Origin of the sequence: Pseudomonas sp. B40(2017) (genome assembly GCF_002112855.1) — a bacterium.
Taxonomy (GTDB): Bacteria; Pseudomonadota; Gammaproteobacteria; order Pseudomonadales; family Pseudomonadaceae; genus Aquipseudomonas; species Aquipseudomonas pharyngis.
In genome coordinates this window covers 320,892-344,937 of sequence record NZ_NEIT01000004.1, presented here as the reverse complement: position 1 = coordinate 344,937, position 24,046 = coordinate 320,892, and the positions used below count along the sequence as shown (strand labels likewise).

General features: G+C 59.6%; 21 protein-coding genes, 5 tRNA genes and 1 riboswitch. Of the genes, 6 read left to right on the top strand and 20 right to left on the bottom strand.

Annotated elements, in window-relative coordinates:
• Positions 1 to 342: 342 nt before the first annotated feature.
• The 3 genes from CAF76_RS12305 to CAF76_RS12295 are packed head-to-tail and all read right to left on the bottom strand — an operon-like array spanning position 343 to position 3,932.
• A complete protein-coding gene (locus tag CAF76_RS12305) occupies positions 343 to 1,977 on the bottom strand; it encodes a GMC family oxidoreductase (protein ID WP_085647367.1) in 1,635 nt (544 codons plus the stop codon).
• Positions 1,974 to 2,516 (bottom strand): sorbitol dehydrogenase family protein, encoded by a 543-nt coding sequence (locus tag CAF76_RS12300; protein ID WP_256579609.1) that lies wholly within the window; start codon positions 2,514 to 2,516, stop codon positions 1,974 to 1,976. The genes CAF76_RS12305 and CAF76_RS12300 overlap by 4 nt, the downstream gene beginning before the upstream one ends.
• 15 nt (positions 2,517 to 2,531) lie before the next feature.
• Complete coding sequence (locus CAF76_RS12295) at positions 2,532 to 3,932, bottom strand: cytochrome c (protein WP_085647365.1); 1,401 nt, start codon at positions 3,930 to 3,932, stop codon at positions 2,532 to 2,534.
• A 366-nt stretch (positions 3,933 to 4,298) separates the two neighbouring features.
• Here CAF76_RS12295 and CAF76_RS12290 point away from each other — a divergent pair, with 366 nt between their 5' ends.
• On the top strand, positions 4,299 to 5,939 hold the full coding sequence (locus tag CAF76_RS12290) for a methyl-accepting chemotaxis protein (protein ID WP_085647364.1): 1,641 nt from the start codon (positions 4,299 to 4,301) through the stop codon (positions 5,937 to 5,939).
• A gap of 55 nt (positions 5,940 to 5,994) precedes the next feature.
• Here the strand turns inward: CAF76_RS12290 and CAF76_RS12285 are convergent.
• Positions 5,995 to 6,071: transfer RNA gene (locus CAF76_RS12285), tRNA-Arg, on the bottom strand.
• Positions 6,072 to 6,355: 284 nt separating this feature from the next.
• On the opposite strand from CAF76_RS12285, the gene CAF76_RS12280 reads away from it, so the two are divergent.
• The gene (locus CAF76_RS12280) at positions 6,356 to 6,583 is read left to right on the top strand and encodes a hypothetical protein (protein WP_064598789.1); all 228 of its coding nucleotides are present in this window, start codon (positions 6,356 to 6,358) and stop codon (positions 6,581 to 6,583) included.
• 20 nt (positions 6,584 to 6,603) lie between these two features.
• Positions 6,604 to 6,783: a PA3371 family protein gene (locus tag CAF76_RS12275; RefSeq protein ID WP_007960291.1), complete on the top strand. Its 180-nt coding sequence runs from the start codon at positions 6,604 to 6,606 to the stop codon at positions 6,781 to 6,783.
• Here the strand turns inward: CAF76_RS12275 and phnN are convergent.
• Positions 6,758 to 7,327 (bottom strand): phosphonate metabolism protein/1,5-bisphosphokinase (PRPP-forming) PhnN, encoded by a 570-nt coding sequence (phnN, locus tag CAF76_RS12270; RefSeq protein WP_085647363.1) that lies wholly within the window; start codon positions 7,325 to 7,327, stop codon positions 6,758 to 6,760. The two genes, CAF76_RS12275 and phnN, sit on opposite strands and share 26 nt — an antisense overlap.
• Before the next feature lie 388 nt (positions 7,328 to 7,715).
• On the opposite strand from phnN, the gene CAF76_RS12265 reads away from it, so the two are divergent.
• Positions 7,716 to 8,042, top strand: coding sequence for an Arc family DNA-binding protein (locus CAF76_RS12265; RefSeq protein ID WP_003178899.1), 327 nt, complete (start codon positions 7,716 to 7,718; stop codon positions 8,040 to 8,042).
• 116 nt (positions 8,043 to 8,158) lie between these two features.
• Here CAF76_RS12265 and mgtE read toward each other — a convergent pair whose 3' ends face one another.
• On the bottom strand, positions 8,159 to 9,601 hold the full coding sequence (gene mgtE, locus CAF76_RS12260) for a magnesium transporter (protein ID WP_007960287.1): 1,443 nt from the start codon (positions 9,599 to 9,601) through the stop codon (positions 8,159 to 8,161).
• Between the two features lie 320 nt (positions 9,602 to 9,921).
• Between mgtE and CAF76_RS12255 the strand changes: the two genes are divergently transcribed.
• Positions 9,922 to 10,440 (top strand): cell envelope protein SmpA, encoded by a 519-nt coding sequence (locus CAF76_RS12255; RefSeq protein ID WP_085647362.1) that lies wholly within the window; start codon positions 9,922 to 9,924, stop codon positions 10,438 to 10,440.
• A 19-nt stretch (positions 10,441 to 10,459) separates the two neighbouring features.
• Here the strand turns inward: CAF76_RS12255 and CAF76_RS12250 are convergent.
• From CAF76_RS12250 to ltaE, 8 genes are all read right to left on the bottom strand, one after another.
• Positions 10,460 to 10,536 (bottom strand) — tRNA-Arg (locus CAF76_RS12250).
• Between the two features lie 72 nt (positions 10,537 to 10,608).
• Positions 10,609 to 10,685 (bottom strand) — tRNA-Arg (locus CAF76_RS12245).
• A 72-nt stretch (positions 10,686 to 10,757) separates the two neighbouring features.
• Positions 10,758 to 10,834 (bottom strand) — tRNA-Arg (locus tag CAF76_RS12240).
• A 107-nt stretch (positions 10,835 to 10,941) separates the two neighbouring features.
• Positions 10,942 to 11,032, bottom strand: a tRNA-Ser gene (locus tag CAF76_RS12235).
• 62 nt (positions 11,033 to 11,094) lie between these two features.
• Positions 11,095 to 11,283: a carbon storage regulator CsrA gene (gene csrA / locus CAF76_RS12230; protein ID WP_002554426.1), complete on the bottom strand. Its 189-nt coding sequence runs from the start codon at positions 11,281 to 11,283 to the stop codon at positions 11,095 to 11,097.
• 187 nt (positions 11,284 to 11,470) lie between these two features.
• Positions 11,471 to 12,712 carry an aspartate kinase gene (locus CAF76_RS12225; RefSeq protein WP_007951048.1) on the bottom strand — a complete coding sequence of 414 codons (1,242 nt, stop codon included), beginning with the start codon at positions 12,710 to 12,712 and terminating at the stop codon, positions 11,471 to 11,473.
• Positions 12,713 to 12,802: 90 nt separating this feature from the next.
• Positions 12,803 to 15,427: an alanine--tRNA ligase gene (gene alaS, locus CAF76_RS12220; protein WP_085647361.1), complete on the bottom strand. Its 2,625-nt coding sequence runs from the start codon at positions 15,425 to 15,427 to the stop codon at positions 12,803 to 12,805.
• A 146-nt stretch (positions 15,428 to 15,573) separates the two neighbouring features.
• Entirely contained in the window at positions 15,574 to 16,578 is a 1,005-nt protein-coding gene (gene ltaE, locus CAF76_RS12215; protein WP_085647360.1) for a low-specificity L-threonine aldolase, read from the bottom strand.
• A gap of 197 nt (positions 16,579 to 16,775) precedes the next feature.
• Positions 16,776 to 16,947, top strand: a riboswitch (FMN riboswitch).
• 102 nt (positions 16,948 to 17,049) lie between these two features.
• On the opposite strand from ltaE, the gene CAF76_RS12210 reads away from it, so the two are divergent.
• Positions 17,050 to 17,559 carry a 6,7-dimethyl-8-ribityllumazine synthase gene (locus CAF76_RS12210; protein ID WP_011335530.1) on the top strand — a complete coding sequence of 170 codons (510 nt, stop codon included), beginning with the start codon at positions 17,050 to 17,052 and terminating at the stop codon, positions 17,557 to 17,559.
• Positions 17,560 to 17,604: 45 nt separating this feature from the next.
• Here the strand turns inward: CAF76_RS12210 and astE are convergent, their stop codons facing one another.
• The 6 genes from astE to aruF form a co-directional block, all read right to left on the bottom strand.
• On the bottom strand, positions 17,605 to 18,615 hold the full coding sequence (gene astE, locus CAF76_RS12205) for a succinylglutamate desuccinylase (protein WP_007951052.1): 1,011 nt from the start codon (positions 18,613 to 18,615) through the stop codon (positions 17,605 to 17,607).
• 12 nt (positions 18,616 to 18,627) lie between these two features.
• On the bottom strand, positions 18,628 to 18,918 hold the full coding sequence (locus CAF76_RS12200) for a hypothetical protein (protein WP_064598799.1): 291 nt from the start codon (positions 18,916 to 18,918) through the stop codon (positions 18,628 to 18,630).
• A 63-nt stretch (positions 18,919 to 18,981) separates the two neighbouring features.
• A complete protein-coding gene (astB, locus tag CAF76_RS12195) occupies positions 18,982 to 20,328 on the bottom strand; it encodes an N-succinylarginine dihydrolase (RefSeq protein ID WP_064598800.1) in 1,347 nt (448 codons plus the stop codon).
• A 137-nt stretch (positions 20,329 to 20,465) separates the two neighbouring features.
• Positions 20,466 to 21,935 carry a succinylglutamate-semialdehyde dehydrogenase gene (astD, locus tag CAF76_RS12190; protein WP_178076176.1) on the bottom strand — a complete coding sequence of 490 codons (1,470 nt, stop codon included), beginning with the start codon at positions 21,933 to 21,935 and terminating at the stop codon, positions 20,466 to 20,468.
• Positions 21,932 to 22,957, bottom strand: a complete 1,026-nt coding sequence (gene astA, locus CAF76_RS12185; protein WP_064598805.1) for an arginine N-succinyltransferase — start codon at positions 22,955 to 22,957, stop codon at positions 21,932 to 21,934. Before astA ends, astD begins: the two co-directional genes overlap by 4 nt.
• Positions 22,958 to 23,008: 51 nt before the next feature.
• Positions 23,009 to 24,028 carry an arginine/ornithine succinyltransferase subunit alpha gene (aruF, locus tag CAF76_RS12180; RefSeq protein ID WP_064598807.1) on the bottom strand — a complete coding sequence of 340 codons (1,020 nt, stop codon included), beginning with the start codon at positions 24,026 to 24,028 and terminating at the stop codon, positions 23,009 to 23,011.
• Positions 24,029 to 24,046: the final 18 nt, after the last annotated feature.

Here is a 24,046-nt window from a genome sequence, read left to right as displayed (position 1 = left end):
GATTTCCAGGCAATTGAAGAAGATGGGACCATTTCCAGGCGCGCAGATGATAGCTGCCGGCCAAATGCTATCAAGCGATTTCGCGCGACTCTGTAGTCACCGAACGGGTTATCGGCCGGATCAGTGGTTCTCTTGAAGCGGGGGTTCAAGATTCGTTGCGCAGTGACTTAATTGCGCGGCGGTTCTCAACTTCGAACGCGGGTACATCAAGGAATGCTGAATCGTGTCGGCCTGCAAGCTTGCATTTAACCTGCTCGCTCCAACCGCCAGACTGGACTGCACCAAAAACAAAAAAGCCCCACCAGTTTTCTCTGCATGGGGCTTTTCAATTCAGGGCGCCTCTCAGACCTCCGCCACCAACACATCGGCAATCCGAATACTCAACGCCGCACCTGTCAGCGTCGGGTTCACGCAGGAGGACGATGGCATGACGCTCGTGCCTGCGATGAACAGGTTGGAATGGTCGTGACTGCGGCAATCGCGGTCCACCACCGAGTCTTTCGGGTCATCGCCCATGATGGTGGTGCCCATGATGTGCTGACGGTTCTGGAAGCCCGTGTCGGTGCTGAGGATGTCGGCGTCGAGCAGTTTTGCAAACTGCTTGAAGTCTTCCAGCGCCTTCTCTTTACCGGCGTGCCAGTAGTCGGGAACGCTGTAGTAGATCTCGGGAACCGGCAGACCGATGGCGTCGAACTTGGTCTTGCTCGGGGTGACCCGGTTCTCCGGCAGTGGCAGGGTTTCGAAATCGACGGCCCAGTTCAGGGAGCGCGCCGATTGCAGGCGGATCTGCTCATCGAGCTTCGAGCCCAGCACGCCTTTGGCAATCAGGTTCGAGGTGATTTGCGACGTCGGCACGGTGTTGCGCACCTTGATCTTGTAGCTCGGGTAATCGTTGCGAAACGCGCCATCGCGACTGTTCAGATAGACCAGCAATTGCGTCGGCCCTTCGCCCGGCCACATGTCTTCATTGGTCATGACGTTCATGCTGATGCCGGTGTGGTCCATCAGGTTGCGCCCGACCTGATCCGAGGAGTTGGCAATCCCGTTCGGGTATTTTTCCGAGGTCGACATCAACAGCAGCTTCGGCGACTCGATACCGTATGCCGCCAGTACAAAGGCCCGGGCGGTCAGTTTGTGTTTGGACTTGTCGGGGCGCATGTACCAGATCGCGGTGATCTTGCCGTCGTCGCCCGCCTCGATCTTGTAGACGACAGAGTTGTCCAGCACCTTGGCGCCATGGCGCTCGGCTTCATCGATGTGCATCGAACCATCGTACTTGGCGGCAATCGGGCACACCGGGTTGCAGTTGTTGTTGCCGGCACAGGGAGGCCGTTTGCCATAAGGACGGGTCGCCCGGCCATTCGGCTCGAGGATCGGGTTATACCCGCCCTTGCTGAGCAATTCGGAAAGGCGTTTGAACATGTAGCTCGGCTTCAGGCCCTCCATCGGATAGGGAATCGAGCGCGGCGGATAGGCGTCTCCGCCCTGCCCGCTTTCGTCCTGGCCGTCGACACCGGAAACTCCCAGTTCGATTTCAGCCCGAGCGTAATACGGTTCGAGTTCGTCATAACTGATCGGCCAGTCACGACCACGGCCATACAGCGACTTGAGACGAAAATCATTGGGCAGCATGCGCCACAGCGAGGAACCGAAATGCCAGGTGGTGCCACCCACCACACGCAGATAAGAGGTGTTGTATTTCACCGGCCCTACCTGCTGCAGATAGTCGCCATAGGTAGAGGGCGCGTGGGGCAGGCTCGGATAAGGCGACCCGGCGCCCTGCAACTTGGCGTTGGCCAGCGAGAGTTTCACCGGGGCATTGCGGAATGTTTCCACCACATCACGGCGATTCACCCGGGGACCGGCCTCGAGCACGATCACCGACTTGTTCGCTTTGGCCAGGCCCGTGGCGATCAGACCGCCCATGACACCGGAACCGATGATCACCACATCGGCATCGAATTGATCGCTGCTCATACTGTCGAGTCCTGAATGACTGCTGGTTTGGGACCCCATGAATCCGGGCCGCCACCGTAGGTTGGAATGATGAGAATGCCGTGAGTGGGCTGATACATCATGGCGAGGGAATAGCTGATCAACTCGGCATCCGCCGGCTCACCGACGATGCCCAGATACCAGGCGGAAATGATGCTGGTGGCCGTGGCCCGCAGCGACGGATCCGGATTCGGCTGCGCCAGGTATTCATCGACATGCTTGTAACCCTGTGCGCCGATCAATTGCTTCAAGGCAATCACGTTGGTCGAGAAATTCGGCGCGCGCTTGTCCAGCGCAGCGTAATAACGACCGGCCAGAACCGGATTGACCGCACGGCTGACCAGAAACTGCGACAGCGCAATGAAATCGTCACTCGAAACCTGCGCTGCCAGCACCGACTGCCAGGGCAGCGCACTGCCGATCATCGCAGCCAGGCCCAGCGTCACGGAACCGCGCAACAGATTGCGGCGAGTGAGCCCAGTCGAGCTTTCGATTTGAGTTTTTTCGTGTTTGTGCGTCATTGAAGTGTCCATTGCTCAGGCCCCCTTGCGCCGACGTGCAATCAAGGCCCATGCGCCCAGGCCGATCAACACGCACACGAGAATGATGACCGGGGTCGTAAACTTCGCCATCACTGCCAGTGGCGCCTGGGGCCCACCGTTGCGTACCTGTGCCACATCGGCGGCGGTGACAACCGTGTCGGCATTGCCGTAGCGCGACAGCACGTAGTTGCTGACGTCGGCAATCTGCTGGTCGTTGAGGCGGTCGGTGAACAGCGCGTCAGGGCCGAAACCCGGCATGTCGATGGCCACACCGTCGACTTCACGATGCACGCCGTACACGATGGTCGCAATCAGGTTGTCGCTGCGACTGGTGGCGGTGTTGTGAAACAGCGATGGGTATTCCCGCGTGCCTTGACCGTTCGGCTGATGGCAGTTGGCGCAAGTGCCACTGAATATGTGCCAACCCGGGTTATCCCCCGGTTTGCCTCCGCGCAGCGTCAATTCATCGACCGAGGCCTGACCGTACTCGTGGCGGGCTTTGGTTTCCCCACTGTTGATCGGCGCCGTCTGCAGCAGGTAGGCCGCGATGGCCTTGAGATCCACATCGCTCAGATGCTGCAGACTGTTCTCCACCGCCTCGGCCATTGGGCCTGCCGCCTGGGCCTTGCCCTCGACGTGACCGGTACGCAGATAGGCCACGATCTCGTCGCTCGACCAGGCACCGATGCCGCTGACTTTGTCGGAGGTGATATTGGGGGCATACCAACTGCCCAGTGATCCGCCGGCCAACGGTTTTGCGCTGTCGGCCGCCATCAGGACATTGCGCGGTGTGTGGCAGGTATCGCAGTGAGCCAGGCCGTTGACCAGATAGTCGCCACGGTTGACCTCGGCAGACTTGGCCGGATCCGGCGTAAAGCGCGCCGTGCTGTGGAACAGCGCGTTCCAGCCAATCATCGATGCGCGGATATTGAACGGGAAATCCAGAGCGGTTTTCTGGTTCGGCGTATCGACCGGCGCCACTTCATGCATGAAGTAGTCGTAGAGCGCAGCAATGTCGCTGTCGGTCATCTTCGAATAGGAGGTGTAGGGCATCGCCGGGTAAAGCCGAGTGCCATCGGCCGCCACCCCGTCACGCACCGCACGGGCGAATTGCTCAGACGTGTAATTGCCGATACCCGCCGTTTTCGAAGGCGTGATGTTGGTCGAGTAGATCGTGCCCATCGGTGAGCCGAGCGGATAGCCGCCCGCAAAAGCCTTGCCGCCTGGCACCGTATGGCAAGCCACACAGTCAGCCGCTACCGCCAGACGCTTGCCCGCCGAGGCCGTGCTGTCGAGCGTCTCGCCGTACGCGGTGCCAGCTATAGCGATCAGCAGCGTAACCAATCCGGCAGAGGCGTACCCCCTGCGTTTCCCTTTATCAATGCGACGCGACATGAGTCCTACCCTAGGCTGCTTCGTTCTTTTTTTTCACGGTTCTGGAAATCACGAACACAGCGTCCTCGTCATCTTGAGCGACAAGGACGAAGAGGTACGATGTCGTACGTATTTATTGGAATATTCCACACAATGTAACACTTGGCAACAAATAGAAAAGGCCAAGTGCCATCTTTTGTATGTTTGTGCTGAATGCTCTAAAACGCTGGTTACAAGGGGGTTTAATGCGGAATATATTTAGATAAGAAACAACTGGTAACCCTACAGTTGTGGACTCCGCAGCCGAAAGATGTACGACGACGAACCATTTTCGTACGAGCTGCGCTCGATATTGCTCCGCCCCCACATGTCAGCAGGATGCCCCTTATGAGTTGGTTGAATGACGCAAGACTTTCCACGAAATTGATCACGGCCTTCGCGGCGTGCGCCTTCATCACCCTGGGGGTGGGCCTGCTGGGAAGCCGGGGAGTGACCGAACTCTCGACAAGCCTCAGATCGGTGTTCGGTAACAACCTCGTCGCCGTCGCCAACATTGCGCAGACCAAAATCAAGGCTGTCGGACAGACCCGTGACATGTATCGACTTTACGTCGCCACTGCCGCCAACCTGCCCCAGAGCACCAAAGACGAATTTCTCGCCTCGATGAGCGCCAACCAGTTGGCGAGTGAAAAAGCCTTTGCCGAATACAGAAAAACCGAGCTTGCCGACGACGAACGTGCAGCCGGTGACCGGATGGAGAAGGCCTGGCCCGTTTACCAGGCGATCGTGCAAAGGTATCTGGGCCTGATGAAGGCCGGCGACCTGGAAAATGGCCGCGAACTGCTGCTCGGCGACCTGCAGAAAAACTATCGCGTCGTCATGGACGAATTGACCATCATGACCAACTCCAACGACATGCAGGTCAGCGAAGCCGCAAAGCGATCGGTTCTGACGGAGTCCTCTGCCAAGACCTCGCTGTACATCGGCATCGTGCTGGCCTTCGTCGCGGCGATTTTGCTTGGCCTGTTCATCAGCCGGCTGATCAGCCGCCCCATCTCCAAAGCCGTTGAAAGCGCCCGAAGCATCGCTGGCGGCGACTTGACTCAAAACATCGTCAGCACCGGCCGCGACGAGGCCGGCCAGCTGCTCACAGCCCTGGCCGAGATGCAGGGCAGTCTGAAAAGCACTATTCAGCAGATCGCCAGCGCGGCGGATCAACTGGCTTCCGCCGCCGAAGAACTCACCGCCGTCACAGACAATGGAAGCCGCGGACTGATTCGTCAGAACGACGAGATCCAGCAGGCAGCGACGGCTGTCACGGAAATGACCTCCGCCGTGGAGGAAGTTGCGCGCAATGCGGTATCCACCTCCGAGGCCTCCCAGACCACCAGCCGGGAAGCCAGCAACGGCCGCGATCAAGCGCGAAACGCCGTTGCCGCGATCAACCATGCAACCACGGAAATCGCCACCTCCACCACCATGGTCAAGGATCTGGCGGAGAAAGTTCGAGACATCGGCAAGGTTCTGGATGTGATCCGGGGGATTGCCGAGCAAACCAATCTGCTGGCGCTTAACGCTGCCATCGAGGCTGCGCGCGCGGGTGAGCAAGGTCGAGGTTTTGCCGTGGTCGCCGACGAGGTACGAGCCCTGGCGGCAAGAACCCAGGCTTCGACGGGGGAAATCGAAGGCATGATCAACGACGTTCGCAACAGTGCAGACGAAGCCGTCGGCGCCATGGGGAAAAGCCAGGCGCTGGTCAGCGAAACCCAGTCACTGGCGCAAGCGACCGGCCAGGCATTGGAGCTGATTGCCGACGGCATCTCGCAGATCAATGATCGCAACCTCGTCATCGCCACAGCCTCGGAAGAACAGGCACACGTAGCTCGGGAAGTGGACCGAAATCTGGTCAACATCCAGGATCTCTCCACCCAGACGGCGGCAGGCGCGCATCAGACCAGCGCCTCGACCCAGGAACTGTCCAACCTGGCGGCATCGTTCAACACCCTGGTCAGTCGCTTCCGCTTGTAAACTCGCGACAAAAAAAGCCCCGCCAGATCACTCTGCGCGGGGCTTTTTCAATAGATGGTGTCCCAGGGCAGGTTCGAACTGCCAACCTTCCCCTTAGGAGGGGGATGCTCTATCCAATTGAGCTACTGGGACACAAATCTGTCGGTGCGACAGACGGCGTGCATGTTAACGGCCGGGCCCTGTTTTGTCATGTCGTCCGCAGGGCTTTTTAAGTGTAGGCAGGCGCCTTGCAAGGGTGCCCGACGTTTTACCGTGCAATTTGCATCGCCGCAAAAAGCCACCATTGCAAAATGCAATGCTCCACCTCCGAAAAACCCTGTTAAATGCTTGTTTTTAAAGGACTTAACAGCGGTTAGACTATTGGCACGACGGCTGCTTTACCGGTTCTTATACAAGAACAATCGGAGACTCGTCTCATGAACAGCGCCCTCGTGTTCGCAAATGCAATCGCATTGGCCGTTCTGGTCGGCTTTCACTTCGCCCCCGCGGATAACGAAAAAGTGGCCGGACGCATGCCGCACTACCTGCAAGTGCAGAAGGCGCCGCAATGGGCGGTGTTGAGCGATAAGAGCTTTGCCCCGCAAGCAGTCAGCGAGTCTGAACAGGCGTTGCCGACGCATTCGACTGAACGTCTGGTTTTTTGAAATATCTTCAGGAGTACAGCATGTCCAAGTCAGCTGCAGGATTTCTGATCCTCGCCTTATTGAGTGGCCTCGGGCATTTTTCGCTGTTCGAGGAAACCGAAATATCCCTGCCCCTGATCGGTTGCGGCGTCTTTTCGGCGCTGTTCGTATTGGCACTGGTGGCCGGGCGCAAGATCAAGTTTGATCCGGTATTGCGCTGAACCTGACCAGCTCCAGCAGATGATTGACGGCAACGGCCAGGTCGCCCGAGTTGTCGATCAGGTGCACAGGGCTGTCGGTTGAACGCCTGTCCTTGAACAGCGTGTTGCGGGCCAGCCTCGCATCGATCTGTTCCAGCGTCTCCCGCCCACGCCGAAGCAGGCGCTCACGCAAGACGTCGTCTCGCACCGTCAGCAACACCGGCACCAGCGTCGGATAGCGTTCCAGCGCTTGCCTGAGGTTCGCCCGAGAACCGTTCACCAGGACGTGTTTACCGGCTTTCAACCATTGGTCCATTTCCACCGGTATCCCGTAGGCGAGACCGTTAGCCTGCCACGCCAGTGAAAACTCGCCGGCACGCTGACGTCGCTCGAACTCCTGCGGCGCCACACCGATTGCATCCTCACCCACGGATTCGGCCGAACGGGTGATCACTCGCCTGATGATTTCGCAGTTCAGCGCCCTTAAAGGCTCACGCGCTGCCTCGATCAGACTGTCCTTGCCGGAGCCGGAAGGTCCCATGAGGTAAATCAGCCTGCCATCCATCCTGAAAACGCCCTCCGGCGGGCATTTGCCCCTAGTAAATCGGCCATTTGCCACTATCCTGTACAAGGTAAGGAACAACGATCAAGCCGCATAGCATGCACGTTCTGAAGCCTTTGGGCATCAGTCGACGTGCTTCAGGACGCGGTCAGCGATACGGGCCGATGCATTCTTTTCAAACCAGTCCGCATTTCTGATAATTGGTGCTGGCATTACGCCTTTACCCGGATCAATATTTGTCACAGAATTGACGCCAATGATCTGGCAATTTTGAGGCATGATGCGCGCCTCTTAACAATTCAGGTTGAACCATTTGGCGCGGATGCTTGTCCTACCACACATCCTGCGGCCAATCCCGAGAACCGCTCCCCTGAACTAACCGGTTAAATATATGCGCCCATTGAAACAGGCAATTTATTCCAGCCGTACGGCTGACAAGTTCGTCGTACGTCTGCCAGACGGAATGCGTGAACGCATTGCCGAGGTGGCTCGCAATCATCACCGCAGCATGAACTCCGAGATCATTGCGCGTCTTGAGCAGAGTCTTATTCAGGAAGGTGCACTGGGCGAAGAGCTGAGCATGCGCCTGGACAGCCCGGAGCTGTCGCTGCACGAACGCGAGTTGCTGCAACGCTTCCGCCAACTCTCCCATCGCCAGCAGAACGCACTGGTTTCTCTGATCGCCCACGACGCCGAAATGGCCGCAGACGCATCCTGAGCCAAACCGAACATCTCAAGCCAGCATGAATGCTGGCTTTTTTTTGCCTGCAATTTGAGCTTTCCAAGGACGAAAAAAAGCCCGCAAATCGGCGGGCTGTTTTTTTATGCAGTCGGTCAGAGCAAAAAGATCGTCGCCAACCCCAGGAAGATGAAGAAGCCACCACTGTCGGTCATGGCCGTGATCATCACGCTGGCGCCCATCGCCGGATCGCGACCCATCTTCGCCAGGGTCATAGGGATCAACACCCCCATCAACGCTGCGAGTAGCAAGTTCAATGTCATGGCAGCCGTCATCACGACGCCTAGTGACCAGCTTCCGTAGAGCAAGTAAGCAACCACGCCGATCACACCACCCCAGACCAGGCCGTTGATCAACGCCACGGCGAGCTCCTTGCGCATCAGGCGCGAGGTATTGCCGGTGCTGACCTGATCGAGGGCCATGGCGCGAACGATCATGGTGATCGTCTGGTTGCCGGAGTTACCGCCGATGCCCGCCACGATCGGCATCAGCGCCGCCAGGGCCACCAGCTTCTCGATCGAACCTTCGAACAGACCGATCACCCGCGATGCGACGAATGCCGTGATCAGGTTGATCGCCAGCCACGCCCAACGGTTGCGCAGAGATTTCCAGACCGAAGCGAAAATATCTTCCTCTTCACGCAGACCCGCCATGTTGAGGACTTCGCTTTCGCTCTCCTCACGAATCAGGTCGACCATTTCGTCGATGGTCAGACGGCCGATCAGCTTGCCGTTCTTGTCGACCACCGGGGCCGAGATCAAGTCGTAACGTTCGAACGCCTGAGCGGCGTCGTAGGCGTCTTCATCCGGGTGAAAACTCACCGGGTCACTGGCCATGACTTCGGAAACCTGCTTCTCCGGGTCATTAACCAGCAAACGCTTGATTGGCAGCACGCCCTTGAGCACGCCGTCGTAGTCGACCACGAACAGTTTGTCGGTATGGCCCGGCAGCTCTTTGAGGCGGCGCAGGTAACGCAGAACCACTTCGAGACTGACATCCTCACGGATGGTCACCATCTCGAAGTCCATCAGCGCACCGACCTGCTCCTCGTCGTAGGAGAGAGCAGAACGCACACGTTCGCGTTGCTGCTGGTCCAGAGTCTCCATCAGCTCATGGACGACGTCTCGCGGCAGCTCGGAGGCCAGGTCAGCAAGCTCGTCGGCATCCATGTCCTTGGCGGCAGCCAGGAGCTCGTGATCGTCCATGTCGGCGATCAGCGTTTCACGGACGGAATCGGATACTTCGAGAAGAATATCGCCGTCGCGATCGGCCTTGACCAGTTGCCAGAGCGTCAGACGATCGTCCAGCGGCAGGGCTTCAAGAATGTAGGCGACGTCGGCGGAGTGCAGATCGTCGAGCTTGCGTTGCAACTCGACGAGGTTTTGCCGATGGACCAGGTTCTCGACCCGGTCATGATGCGGGCCTTCCTGGCGATGAGTCAGGTCTTCGACGACCCGCTGGCGCTGCAGCAGCTCGACGACCTGAGCCAGGCGATCCTGCAGGCTTTCCTGTGTTTTCTTTACTTCGATTTCGGACATAGGCGAACTCCACTCCCAGCAGCGGGGCACGCCGGAAGGATCAATCAGTCAATTCATGATTGGTGAAACGGGTTACTGAATAACTACTGGGTAAGTCCATGGAGGTTTTCCATAAGCCCCGGCGGGGCTGACGGGCGCAATGATACACCGCCTGACGGTTTTAAACGTTAAAAAATAGTGGCTGAAACAAGCGCTTGCGAGACAAAGCTGAGCGCTGTCCTGATCCTTCACAGTGCGACGACTCATCCTGAAAAGAAAACACACCGGCGCTGAAAAAACTGCCAGCTACGCTTGAGGAGGATCGTCACGGAGGACGCCGAATGCCATCGAAAACATCCCGATTCATGCTGACCACCCTGCTCTGCCTGCCCGCCATCGGGAACGCAACGACACTTCATCGCTGCGAAGCTTCTGATGGTAGCGTTACATTCACCACAATGAGCTGCGCGAATGATGAGCACCTTTCATTGCAGGAAGTGCACCCCTACTCACCCGGCTCGACCGTGACACTGATACCCGAAGCCCGGCATGAAGAAATATCCGGTATGAATATCAGAAAGCGAGAAATGGCCGTCGTCGGGCGCACCCAGGACAAATGCGGAGACTTGATCGACGCACGACAGAAACGCGAGGCGATCATCAATCAACGAATCATCGCCGGCATGAGCCAACAGGATGTTGAAAGCGCTTTGGGCAAACCCGACAAGGTGAGCATCCGCAATTCGGCAACGAGTTATCGTTACGACCTCAAGCGAGGGCGCAGTGCTCAAATCGATTTTGATGAGAAAGGATGCGTGACAGGAAAAGCCAAATCCAGGACAGCAAAAAGCCCGCGTTAAACGCGGGCTTTTCGGTATATGGTGCACTCGACAGGATTCGAACCTGTGACCGCTCGGTTCGTAGCCGAGTACTCTATCCAGCTGAGCTACGAGTGCAATTTGTGTTTTTAGACCAGACCACAACTGGCTGTAACCAAGTCATCCGCATCGCTGCAACTGACTCTTAAATGGTGCACTCGACAGGATTCGAACCTGTGACCGCTCGGTTCGTAGCCGAGTACTCTATCCAGCTGAGCTACGAGTGCATTTTGTGTTTTTAGACCAGATCACAACTGGTTGAAACCGAGTCATTTACATCGCTGCAATTGACTCTTAAATGGTGCACTCGACAGGATTCGAACCTGTGACCGCTCGGTTCGTAGCCGAGTACTCTATCCAGCTGAGCTACGAGTGCATTTGTTGCGCCGCATTATAGCCCGTCTAATCTCTATTCCAACCACTTTTTCTAATAAATTCAACAACTTACAGAAAAAGCCAGATTACAACGTACTAAGCAAATAATGGCGGAGAACGGGGGATTCGAACCCCCGACACCCTTTTGAGGTGTACTCCCTTAGCAGGGGAGCGCCTTCGGCCACTCGGCCAGCTCTCCGCAACACGGGGCGTATATTAACCACCTTCTTCCCCGTTTGCAAACATAAAAATCGATAAAAATTAATGGCTTGGTTCTTCGTCCTTCTCTTTCTTTATACGCAGATAGATTTCTTCACGGTGCACGGCCACCTCTTTCGGGGCGTTGACGCCGATACGCACTTGATTTCCTTTAACGCCGAGCACGGTCACGGTGATTTCGCCATCACCGATAATCAGGCTTTCTGCGCACCGACGAGTCAGAATCAGCATACCTTTCTCCTCACGCGAATCATTTCAGGGACAACAGTCTGCAAAAAAAAGGCACCCGACCTACAACCGGAGCGATCGTAGCCCTACATGCCTGAGTATTGACCAGCGCGAGCAAAAGAACAGTTCGGGGGCTCGCGCCATTCAAAAAATAAAGGGCGCGGTCAGACCGCGCCCTTCAGACAACGCATCACTCGCCCTGACGGGCCGGAGCGTCGAGCTCGAAAGCCGTGTGCAGGGCGCGCACGGCCAGTTCCAGGTACTTCTCTTCGATCACCACGGAAACCTTGATTTCCGAGGTCGAGATCATCTGGATGTTGATGCTTTCCTTTGCCAGGGATTCAAACATGCGGCTGGCCACGCCTGCGTGGGAACGCATGCCGACGCCGACGATCGAGACCTTGGCAATCTTGGTGTCGCCAACCACTTCACGGGCACCGATCTCGCGAGCGGTGTTTTCCAGCACGGTTTGCGCGGACTGGTAGTCGTTGCGGTGCACGGTGAAGGTGAAGTCGGTAGTGTTATCGTGCGCGACGTTCTGCACGATCATGTCGACTTCGATGTTCGCGGCACTGATCGGGCCGAGAATCTTGAACGCCACGCCCGGGGTGTCTGGCACGCCACGGATGGTCAGCTTGGCTTCATCGCGATTGAAAGCGATGCCGGAAATGATCGGCTGTTCCATGGTTTCCTCTTCATCAATAGTAATGAGGGTGCCCGGACCCTCCTTGAAGCTGTGCAGTACGCGCAGCGGAACGTTGTACTTGCCGGCGAACTCCACCGCGCGGATCTGCAACACCTTGGAACCGAGGCTGGCCATTTCCAGCATCTCTTCGAAGGTGATCTTGTCCAGACGCTGAGCAACCGATACCACGCGCGGGTCAGTGGTATAGACACCATCGACGTCGGTGTAGATCTGGCACTCATCAGCCTTCAGCGCAGCGGCCAGCGCCACGCCGGTGGTGTCGGAACCGCCACGACCCAGGGTCGTGATGTTGCCGTGCTCGTCGACGCCCTGGAAACCGGCGACCACCACCACGCGACCTGCTTTCAGGTCACCGCGAATCTTCTGGTCATCGATCTGCAAGATACGCGCTTTATTGTGCGCACTGTCCGTCAGGATCCGCACCTGGTTGCCGGTGTACGACACCGCCGGCACACCGCGCTTGATCAGCGCCATGGCCAACAGGGCGATCGTCACCTGCTCACCTGTGGAAACGATCACATCCAGTTCGCGCGGAACCGGTTGATCTTCGCCACTGATTTGCTTGGCCAGATCGATCAGACGGTTGGTCTCGCCGCTCATTGCAGACAGCACAACCACCAGGTCATCGCCGGCATCGCGGAATTTCTTAACCTTGTCGGCGACCTGCTCGATTCTCTCGACAGTGCCGACCGAGGTGCCTCCAAATTTCTGTACGATCAAAGCCATTTCAAAGCCGCCTCTGCCCATGAAGGGCGCCCAATAATCACTCGAACAGCCGTCGGGCCCGCCACTAGACTGCGGGCCCGACGGGCCGTCTTATAAACCCTGCTCGACGAATGGAACGGTCAGCGCCAGTGCGCCATCCAGTGCGCCGGCGTCGACACCGCCGCCCTGCGCCATGTCCGGACGACCACCGCCCTTCCCGCCCACTGCCGCAGCAGCCTGTTTCATCAAATCACCGGCTTTGAGTTGGCCAGTCAGGTCCTTGGTCACGCCTGCGACCAGTACGACCTTTTCCTCATGGACACTGCCGAGCAGGATCACTGCGCGGCCGAGTTTGTTTTTCAGCTGATCGACCAGCGCCAGCAGCGCCTTGCCGTCCTGACCATCCAGACGCACGGCCAGCACTTTCACGCCCTTGACGTCCACAGCCGAAGCCGACAGATCGTCGCCGGCAGCGGCAGCGGCCTTGGCCTGCAACTGCTCGAGCTGCTTTTCAAGCGCACGGTTGCGCTCCAGCACCGCCGACAGCTTGTCGATCAGGTTGTCGCGGCTGCCCTTGACCAGGCTGGCCGCTTCCTTGAGTTGTTCTTCAGCAGCGTTCAAGTAAGCCAGCGCCGCAGCGCCAGTGACCGCTTCGATACGACGCACGCCCGATGCCACACCGCCTTCGCTGATGATTTTCAGCAGGCCGATGTCGCCGGTACGGTTGGCGTGGATACCGCCGCACAGTTCGACGGAGAAATCACCGCCCATGCTCAGCACGCGCACGTTGTCGCCATACTTCTCGCCGAACAGCGCCATCGCGCCTTTCTGCTTGGCGGTTTCGATGTCGGTTTCTTCGGTTTCAACGGCGGAATTCTTGCGGATCTCGGCGTTGACGATGTCTTCCAGCGCCTTGATCTGCTCAGGCTTGATCGCTTCGAAGTGACTGAAGTCGAAACGCAGGCGCTGACTGTCGACCAGCGAGCCCTTCTGTTGAACGTGGTCGCCCAGCACTTTGCGCAGCGCAGCGTGCAGCAAGTGAGTGGCCGAGTGGTTCAGCGAAGTGGCGTGACGCACGTCGGCTTCGACGTGGGTTTCCACCGGTGCGCCAACGATCAGGCTGCCCGACGCCAGTACACCGTGGTGCAGGAACGCGCCGCCGGTCTTGGTGGTGTCGCGCACGTCGAAACGGCTGTTGCCGGCCTGCAGGTAACCGCAATCGCCGACCTGGCCGCCGGATTCGGCGTAGAAAGGGGTCTGGTTCAGAACCACAACGCCTTCCTGCCCTTCACTCAAGACGTCCACTGACTGGCCATCTTTATAGAGAGCAACGACTTTCGCCGAACCGCTGGTGGCGTGATAACCGGTGAACTCGGTGTCGACGTCAACCTTGACCAGGCTGTTGTAGTCCAGACCGAACGAGCTGGCAGAACGTGCACGGACGCGCTGGGCTTCCATTTCACGCTCGAAACCGGCTTCGTCGATGGTCAGGCTGCGCTCGCGGGCGATGTCCGCAGTCAGGTCCATCGGGAAACCGTAGGTGTCGTAGAGCTTGAACACCACGTCGCCCGGCACCACGTCGCCTTTGAGCTCGGCCAGATCCTGCTCGAGGATTTTCAGGCCCTGCTCCAGGGTCTTGGCGAACTGCTCTTCTTCGGCCTTCAGTACGCGCTCGATATGCGCCTGCTGAGATTTCAGCTCCGGGAACGCTTCGCCCATCTCGGCCACGAGTGCGGCAACGATCTGGTAGAAGAAGCTGCCCTTGGCGCCCAGCTTGTTGCCGTGACGGCAGGCGCGACGGATGATCCGGCGCAGCACGTAACCGCGACCTTCGTTGGACGGCAGCACGCCGTCGGCAATCAGGAAGCCGCAGGAACGGATGTGGTCCGCCACGACTTTCAGCGACGCCTGATTGTCGTTGCTGCAGCCGATAGCCCTGGCCGATGCGGCCAGCAGGCTCTGGAACAGGTCGATTTCATAGTTCGAGTGAACGTGCTGCAGCACGGCACTGATCCGCTCAAGACCCATGCCGGTGTCCACCGACGGCGCTGGCAGCGGGTGCAACACGCCATCGGCGGTGCGGTTGAACTGCATGAACACGTTGTTCCAGATTTCGATGTAACGGTCGCCGTCTTCTTCCGGCGAGCCCGGTGGGCCACCCCAGATGTCGGCGCCGTGATCGTAGAAAATCTCGGTGCAAGGACCGCACGGGCCGGTATCGCCCATGGTCCAGAAGTTGTCGGACGCGTAAGGCGCGCCTTTGTTGTCGCCGATGCGCACCATGCGCTCGGCCGGCACACCGACTTCCTTGGTCCAGATGTCGTAGGCCTCGTCATCGCTGGCGTAGACGGTGACCCACAGCTTTTCCTTCGGCAGGTTCAGCCACTTCTCGGAGGTCAGGAAGTTCCAGGCGTAGGTGATGGCATCACGCTTGAAGTAGTCGCCGAAGCTGAAGTTACCCAGCATTTCGAAGAAGGTGTGGTGACGGGCGGTGTAACCGACGTTTTCCAGGTCGTTGTGCTTGCCGCCGGCGCGCACGCATTTCTGGCTGGAGACGGCGCGGGTGTACGCGCGCTTTTCCTGGCCCAGGAAGCAGTCCTTGAACTGGTTCATCCCCGCGTTGGTGAACAGCAGGGTGGGGTCGTTGCCCGGAATCAAAGAGCTGGAGGCTACACGGGTGTGGCCTTGCTCTTCGAAGAAGCGAAGGAAGGCTTCACGGATTTCTGCGCTTTTCATTAGGTTCTTCCACGGAGGCTGCGGCCAAAGGCCTGTACGAAACGTCAACAGACGAAACGACGGCAAAGGGCCGCATTATATCGGCCCTGCGCGCGGGGTACAGCGTGTTTATACGATAGAAACGGTCAATTGGGCCGCTAACCCTGTCACTTGCGCGAAAACTCGACGAATGTCGCGATCACTTGCTCGATTTGCGAGCGATTGACGTCCATGTGCGTGACCATCCGCAGCCGGGCGGCAGCGCTCAACTTGATCCCGCGCTCGGCGGCAAATGCCTTGATCGCCTCGGCACGGTCGCCCATCTGCACGTAAACCATGTTGGTCTGCACCGGCTCGACACTGAAACCGGCCTCGCGCAAGCCTTCAGCCAGCAACTGTGCGTTGGCATGGTCATCGGCCAGACGCTCCACGTTGTGATCCAGCGCATACAGCCCCGCCGCCGCCAACAGTCCGGCCTGACGCATGCCGCCACCGACCATTTTGCGCAGGCGCCGGGCCTTTGCAATCAACGCCGACGAACCGCACAGCACCGAACCGACCGGCGCGCCGAGGCCTTTGGACAGGCACACCGAGACCGAATCGAAATACTGGGTGATTTCCCGTGCATCGACTCCGAGCTTGACCGCCGCGTTATACAGCCGCGCGCCGTCCAGATGCAGCTGAAGGCCATTGTTCTGAGTGAACTGGCGGGCCCGGGCCAGATAGTCCAGCGGCAGCACTTTGCCCTGCATGGTGTTTTCCAGCGCCAGCAGGCGGGTGCGGGCGAAGTGGAAATCATCAGGCTTGATCGCCGCTGCCACCTGATCCAGGTCCAGCGAACCATCGGCCTGCACTTCCAGGGGCTGTGGCTGGATCGAGCCGAGCACCGCTGCGCCGCCACCCTCGTACTTATAGGTGTGCGCCTGCTGGCCGACGATGTACTCGTCACCGCGCTCGCAGTGCGCCATCAAGCCCAGCAAATTGCTCATGGTGCCGGTCGGGACGAACAGCGCCGCATCAAAACCCAGCCGTTTTGCCAATTCGGCTTCCAGACGATTGACCGTCGGATCTTCGCCATACACGTCATCGCCGGTGTCGGCGCGGGTCATCGCGTCGAGCATGGCGGGGGTCGGTTGAGTGACGGTGTCGCTGCGAAGATCGATAACGCTCATGAACCTGGCCTCAAGTCAGCAGGGAAAATCCCTTTTCGAAGAAGAATTACTGCGGGCATGGCGCGGATTAATCAACCCTTGCGCAAGGAAAAGTCGTTTTCACGCTTCGAATAATCCGATGGCAATCATCACAAAGGCGCAATGCACGGCCTGGCAATCTGTGTTAAAAACGCTGCGCCGCCCGATAAAGGGCTGCGAAACGTTCTCAGGGCGGGGTGTAATTCCCCACCGGCGGTAATTGCGCGCAATGCGCATAGCCCGCGAGCGCTTGGTGACGAGCACGGCAAAAGCCGTGAGCGGCGGCAAGGTCAGCAGACCCGGTGTGATTCCGGGGCCGACGGTCACAGTCCGGATGAAGAGAGAACGGGATTGACGCCAAAGGGCCGTCCGCCGTGTATGCGCGAGCGTGCGTACCCTTGAATCCCTTTCGATTCATAACGCCCTGTTTTTCACACAAACAGGAGTCAGAACATGCAACCCACCGCTATCGACAGCAAAAGCAAACACACCCACGGCGAGCGCGTCGCGTTCATCCAGGCCTGCTGGCACAAGGAAATCGTCGACCAGAGCCGTAAAGGTTTCCTCGCCGAAATGATCGCTCAGGGTTATCAGGAATCGGACATCGATTTCTTCGAAGTCGGCGGCGCCTTTGAAATGCCTCTGCACGCCAAGCTGCTGGCCAAGACCGGTCGTTATGCCGGTATCGTCGCGGCGGCGCTGGTGGTGGACGGCGGGATCTACCGTCACGAGTTCGTCGCCCAGTCGGTGGTCAGCGGCCTGATGCAGGTGCAGCTGGAAACCGAAGTGCCGGTGTTCTCGGTGTCGCTGACCCCGCACCACTTCCATGCCGGCGAAGAGCACCAGAAGTTCTTCTTTGAGCATTTCGTGCACAAGGGTCAGGAAGCGGCGAAGACCTGCGCCGATACGTTGCAGAAAGTGCGTGCGTTGCGCCGCACCGAGCCGCGTGCTGTAGCGGTCTGATGAAATAACGATCTCCCCCGCGCGCTGCGCGGGGGAGATTCAGTTTCAGGCAAGATTTTCGTCAGTGGTCGGCACAATCAGAATGCCCGCTCGCAGGCCGTTCTTGACCTTGGGATTGGGGAAAATGATCCGCGCGCCCTGCTCTTCGATGATCCAGCGGGTATTGGCCAGGTCTTCGGCCAGCACATAACCCACATCCAGTTCCGAAAAGTTTTCGATGTCCGCTGGCAAGTTCAGGCGGAACGCATCGCTGTGCTTGATGATTTCCCGGGCCACGCTGAACAGTTGCAGACCGTCCAGGCCCTGCTCGGCCATCTCCGGCTCGGTGCCTTCGATGATCTGCTTCAGACGGGTTTCCAGCAGCGACACATTGACCCCGGCGTTCTGCCCGAATGGCCGCGCCTTGCCCAGTTCCAGCGTGAAGGACTCGGCCCCCAGCTTGTCGTAGGTGTAGGAGCTGAACACGATCGACGGCTTGTTCTGCAACAGCACCGCTTCCATGCCGGCGGCGCGCAGACGGGCCAGTTCAAGACGGGAATGCTGGCGACCTTCCTTCCACGGATACAACGCGAACTGCTCGATCTTCGAACCGCGAATCGCCGTGTGCAGGTCGTAGTGCAGGCGCTGACGGTCAGGAAGGCTGAAGAAACTCGCCGCCAGCCGTTCCAGTTCGCAGGCACGCAGGGCTTCGGAACCGCTGCTTTGTTCGTGACGGCCATTGAACAGCCGATTGACGTCCTGCTCGACGAAGCGCTCGCCCTTGCGAATCGCTTCCGGGTTGCCGAACAGAAACAGAATACGTGCACGCGGCTTCAGGTCGCCGCGAGCGATGTCATGCAGCAGCCGGTCGAGCAATTCGATCGGTGCCGTTTCATTACCGTGGATGCCTGCCGACAGCAGCAGGTCCAAGCCGTTATCGCGCGCTTCGGGTGGCCGGACTTCCAGCGCCCCCTCGCTCAACCAGCGCATGCGCACGCCTTCGACAGTCAGTTGAGTCTTCTCCGCCGGTTCGCGGCCGGCGAGGGTCAGTTCAAGCAGTTTGCCGAGGGCGAGCATAGAGCGGTTTCCTTAGTGGTCGTGGTTGCAATCCGGGCCGTGCACGTGGCCGTCGTCGTCGCCGAGGTCAGCCGGTTCCATCTCCAGTTGCAGACTTACCAGATTAGTCGCCAATGGGCGCAACAGCAGGTTGGCGTACTCTTCGTCGCCCTCTTCGACGTCCACGCCGATCAGCAGTTGGCCACGGCCGTCCTGCTGGATCCACAGCTCTTTGCCTTGCCACATGACCGCGACGCGGGTGCAGGAAGTTTCCAGTTGCTTGCCGTCGGTGTCTTCAAGGATCAGCCGCAGGGAATCGCTCATGTCTTTTTTACGCTCTGTTGGGGGAGAAAAGCCGCGCGCCGCGTTCAGGCGGCGCGCCGGCCATCAATTGATCTGGAATGGATAAACCGCGCCCAGTTTAAGGATTTGCGTCAGTTCATCCAGTGCCGTCCGGCATTCAAGCAGCAACTGCGGATCCGCCAGATCGCTTTCGGTCAGGCGGTCGCGGTAGTGCTTTTCAACCCATGCGGTCAACGAACCGTACAACGGGGCGGTCATGATAACCCCTGGGTTGACGGCCGCCAGCTCGGTTTCGTTGAGCGCGACGCGCAGTCGCAGGCACGCCGGGCCACCGCCGTTCTGCATGCTTTGCTTGAGGTCGAAGACTTTCACTTCACGGATCAGGCCGCCGGAGCTGGTCAGGCCTTGCAGGTAATTCCACACGCGCTCGTTGCCACGGCATTCTTCCGGCACGATCAGCAGCATCGAACCATCAGGGCGCGACAGCAGCTGGCTGTTGAACAGGTAGGAACGCACGGCGTCGTCCACGGTGACCGCCGAACGCGGCACACAGACCGACTGGAACTTGCCGCCGACCTTGGCCAGTTTGGCTTGCAGTTCGGCCAGCATCTGATCGGTGTCGAGGAACGCGTCCTCGTGATAGAACAGCACCTCGCCGTTGCCCACCGCGATCACGTCGTTGTGGAACACGCCCTGGTCGATAACGGCCGGATTCTGCTGCGCGTAGACCACGCCGTCATCACGCAGGCCGTGCAGACGGGCAACCGCCTGCGACGCTTCGAGGGTCTGGCGCGCCGGGTATTTCTGCGGTGCCGGGTAGCGAGTGTCGAACGCACTGCGACCGAACACGAAGAACTCGACACCAGCCTCGCCGTACTCACGGCAGAAACGGGTGTGGTTCGCTGCGCCTTCGTCGCCGAACTGCGCCACCGCCGGCAATGCGGCGTGGTGAGCGAAGTGTTGCTGGTTGGCGAACATTGCGCCCAGCACGCGACTGGTGGTCGGGTGTTCGATGCTGCGGTGGTATTTGCAGTTCAGGTTGGCGGCGGTGAAATGCACGCGACCGTCAGCAGTGTCGGCACTCGGGCTGACCGTGGCGGCGTTGGCTACCCACATGCTCGACGCCGAGCAACTGGCGACCAGCAGCGGCATCGCTTCTTTGGCGGCGCGCTCGATCACTTGAGCGTCGGTGCCGCTGAAACCCAGACGGCGCAAGGCAGCCACATCCGGACGTTCCTGCGGTGCGAGCACGCCTTGCTGAAAGCCCATTTCCATCAGCGCTTTCATTTTCGCCAGGCCTTGCAGCGCCGCTTCCTTGGGGTTCGAGGATTGCTGGCTGTTGCTCTGGGACGCAACGTTGCCGTAGGACAGACCACCGTAGTTATGGGTCGGCCCCACTAGACCGTCAAAATTGACTTCATAGGATTTCATCAGCGAGGCTCCACGAGAATCTGTTGTTATAGGCTTCAGTAACTATTCTTTGAGACCGCGGCGCGGCCATCGCTGGCAAGCCAGTTCCCACAGGGATCTCATCGCCCTTGTGGGAGCTGGCTTGCCAGCGATTAGCATCACGCCATCTTCACGCCAGGCGTCAGGGCCGCCGGCAACACCAGGCTCGGGGTTTCCAGCGAGGCCACCGGGTACGCGCAGTAATCCGCCGCGTAGTAGGCGCTGGCGCGATGGTTGCCCGAAGCGCCGACACCGCCGAACGGTGCGCTGCTCGCAGCCCCCGTCAGTTGCTTGTTCCAGTTGACGATCCCGGCGCGGCTTTCCAGCCAGAACTGCTGATAGCGCTCTTCGGAATCCGACAGCAGGCCAGCGGCCAGACCAAATGCGGTGTCGTTGGCTTCGGCAATCGCGGCTTCGAAATCGCTGTAGCGAATTACTTGCAGCAGCGGACCGAACAGTTCTTCGTCGGAACGATCGGCAACCGCCGTCACATCAACGATGCCCGGAGTCAGCAGTGCCGACTGCGCCTGCGGTTGAGTCATCGCCAGCAGCGACACTGCGCCATTGGCCAGCAGATGCGCCTGGGCATCCATCAACGCTTTCGCCGCGCCAAGGGAAACCACCGAGCCCATGAATGGCGCCGGCTGCTGGTCGAACGCGCCGACCTCAATGGTCGAGCTGACTTCCACCAGACGCTTGAGCAGGCTGTCGCCCCACGCGCCTTGCGGCACCAGCAGACGACGGGCGCAGGTGCAACGCTGACCGGCGGAAATGAACGCCGACTGAATGATCGTGTAAACCGCCGCATCAAGATCAGCGACCTGATCGACCACCAACGGGTTGTTGCCGCCCATTTCCAGCGCAAGAATCTTGTCCGGACGACCGGCGAATTGCTGATGCAGGTGATTGCCGGTACGGCTGGAACCGGTGAAGAACAGACCGTCGATGCCCGGGTTCGCCGCCAGTGCGATACCGGTTTCGCGGGCGCCTTGCAGCAGGTTCAGGACACCGGCCGGCAGACCGGCTTCGATCCAGCACTTGACCGTCAGCTCGGCGACTTTCGGGGTCAGCTCGCTTGGCTTGAACAACACGCTGTTACCGGCCAGCAGCGCCGGCACGATGTGGCCGTTCGGCAAATGACCAGGGAAGTTGTAAGGGCCGAACACCGCGACCACGCCGTGGGGCTTGTGGCGCAACACGGCGGTGGCGTCGCCCAACGGGCCGCTCTTCTCGCCGGTACGTTCGCGGTAGCTCTGCACCGAGATCGCGATCTTGTTGACCATGCTGGTGACTTCGGTCGCGGCTTCCCACAGCGGTTTGCCGGTTTCCTCACCGATGGTGCGGGCCAGTTCGTCGGCGTGATTTTTCAGTGCAGCGGCAAACGCTTCGAGCACGCTGATGCGATCTTCCAGGGTACGACGGGCCCAACTTGGGAATGCCTGACGCGCAGCCTGCACGGCCGACTCGACCTGAGCGGCGGTGGCGCCCTCCCCCGACCACAGCACTTGCTGGGTCACCGGGTTCAACGATTGAAAGGCCTCGCCCTGACCGGCCAGCCACTCACCTGCGATGTATAGCGAATTCATTATTTCGACTCCCGGGCAGCAGACAACGCCACGGCGCGCACCTGATCGCCAGCGTTGAGTTGAAGACGTTTGGCGGTCAGCGGATCGACCACCAGGGTGCCGGCGGCCAGACGGGCCGGCGCAGCCGTGATGCGGCAATCTTCGCGTTTGCGGTTATGGATGATGAACGGCGTGGCGTCGTCGCCCGGCGTGCCGATGGCCAGCACCAGCGCTTCGCTGTCACGCACCGCACGGATCTTGCTGGTCTCGCACTCGATGGCCGGGCCGGCGTCGAAGATGTCGACGTAACCCTGATAGCTGAAGCCTTCGCTCTTGAGCATTGCCAGCGCCGGCTCGGTGTCCGGGTGCACCTGACCAATGACGTTACGCGCGTCCGGCGACAGGAAGCAGGTGTACAGCGGGAATTTCGGCATCAGTTCGGCGATGAACGCCTTGTTGCCGACACCGGTCAGGTAATCGGCCTGGCTGAACTCCATCTTGAAGAAGTGCCGGCCCAGGCTTTCCCAGAACGGCGAACGACCGGCGTCATCCGACACGCCGCGCATCTCGGCGATTATCTTGTTGCCGAACAGTTGCGGGAATTCGGCGATGAACAGCATCCGCGCCTTGGACAACATGCGGCCGTTGAGGCCGGTGCGGTAATCGGCGTGCAGGAACAGCGAGCACAGCTCGGAGTTGCCGGTCAGGTCGTTGGCCAGGAACAGCGTCGGGATCTCGCGATAGATGTTCAGCTCCTGCGAGGCGCTGACGGTCAGGCCGACGCGGAAGTTGTACCAAGGCTCGCGCAGACCGACGGCGCCGGCGATGGCGGAAATCCCCACCACGCGACCGTTGTCGTCTTCGAGCACGAACAGGTAGTCCGCGTCACCACGGCCGGCTTCACCGCGAAAGGTCTTCTCGGCCCAGCCGACCCGGTGGGTCAGGCGCTCTTCGTTGGCCGGCAAGGTAGTCAGGCCGGTGCCGGTGCTGCGGGCCAGGTCGATCAGAGCGGACAAATCGCTGCTGCGTACGGGACGAACAATCATGCTATCTCCTCAAACGGGCCGCCGTGGCCACCCGTGAAACTCGCTAAGGCGTTAAACCGCCACCAGGCGCACGCTGGCACCTTCACCGACGCCCAGGGCTTCGGCCGCTTCCAGATCCAGGGTCACCGGTTTGCCCGGCGCGTAATCCAGCTCAAGCAACACCGCGCGGTAATCCTGCAACTGGGCATTGGCCACCAGATACTGGCGACCGGCACCTTTGACCGGCTCGCCGAGCTTCACCGGCACCACACGGCTCTGGGCGATCGAACGGATCCCCGAAACACGCGCATGCAGGGTCGGGCCACCGTCAAAGATGTCGATGTAGTGATCGGTCTCGAAGCCTTCGCGCATCAGGATGTCGAAGGTGATCTGCGCACGCGGGTGTACCTGGCCCATCGCTTCCTGAGCGGAGTCCGGCAGCAGCGGCACGTAGATCGGGTAATGCGGCATCAGCTCGGCGAGGAACGTACGGCTTTTCAGGCCACACAGGCGCTCGGCCTCGGCGTAGTTCAGGTCGAAGAAGTTGCGACCAATGGCATCCCAGAATGGCGAGTCGCCGTTCTCGTCGCTGTAACCGACGATCTCGGTCACCACCGAATCGGCGAACCGCTCAGGGTGGCTGGCGACGAACAGCAGACGGCCACGGGAGTTGAGCTCGGCCCAAGGCGAACCCACCAGCTCGCGCTGCACGTAGAAACTGGTCAGCAAGCTGTTACCGGTCAGGTCGTGGCATTGCGAGAGCACGTGGATCTTGTTGTGGATCTTCAGCTCGCGGGAAGCATGCACGAAGGTCTCGTTGCGAAAGCTGTAGAACGGCTCGGAGTAACCGGCCGAAGCAACGATTGCCGAGCAGCCCACCAGTTTGCCGGTGGCAGTGTCTTCGAGGACGAAGAAATAACTCTCCTCGCCGTTGAAGCTCACCTCGGCGGCAAACGAGGCTTCGCTCGCGGCGATCTTGTCGCTCAGGCGTTCAACGTCATCCGGCAAGGAAGTGACACCAATCGGGCTGTCCGCAGCCAGACGCTGTACCTCGCCCAGATCAGCCATTTGCGCGGGGCGCATCACCAGCATGGTGTCACTCCTTTCTCT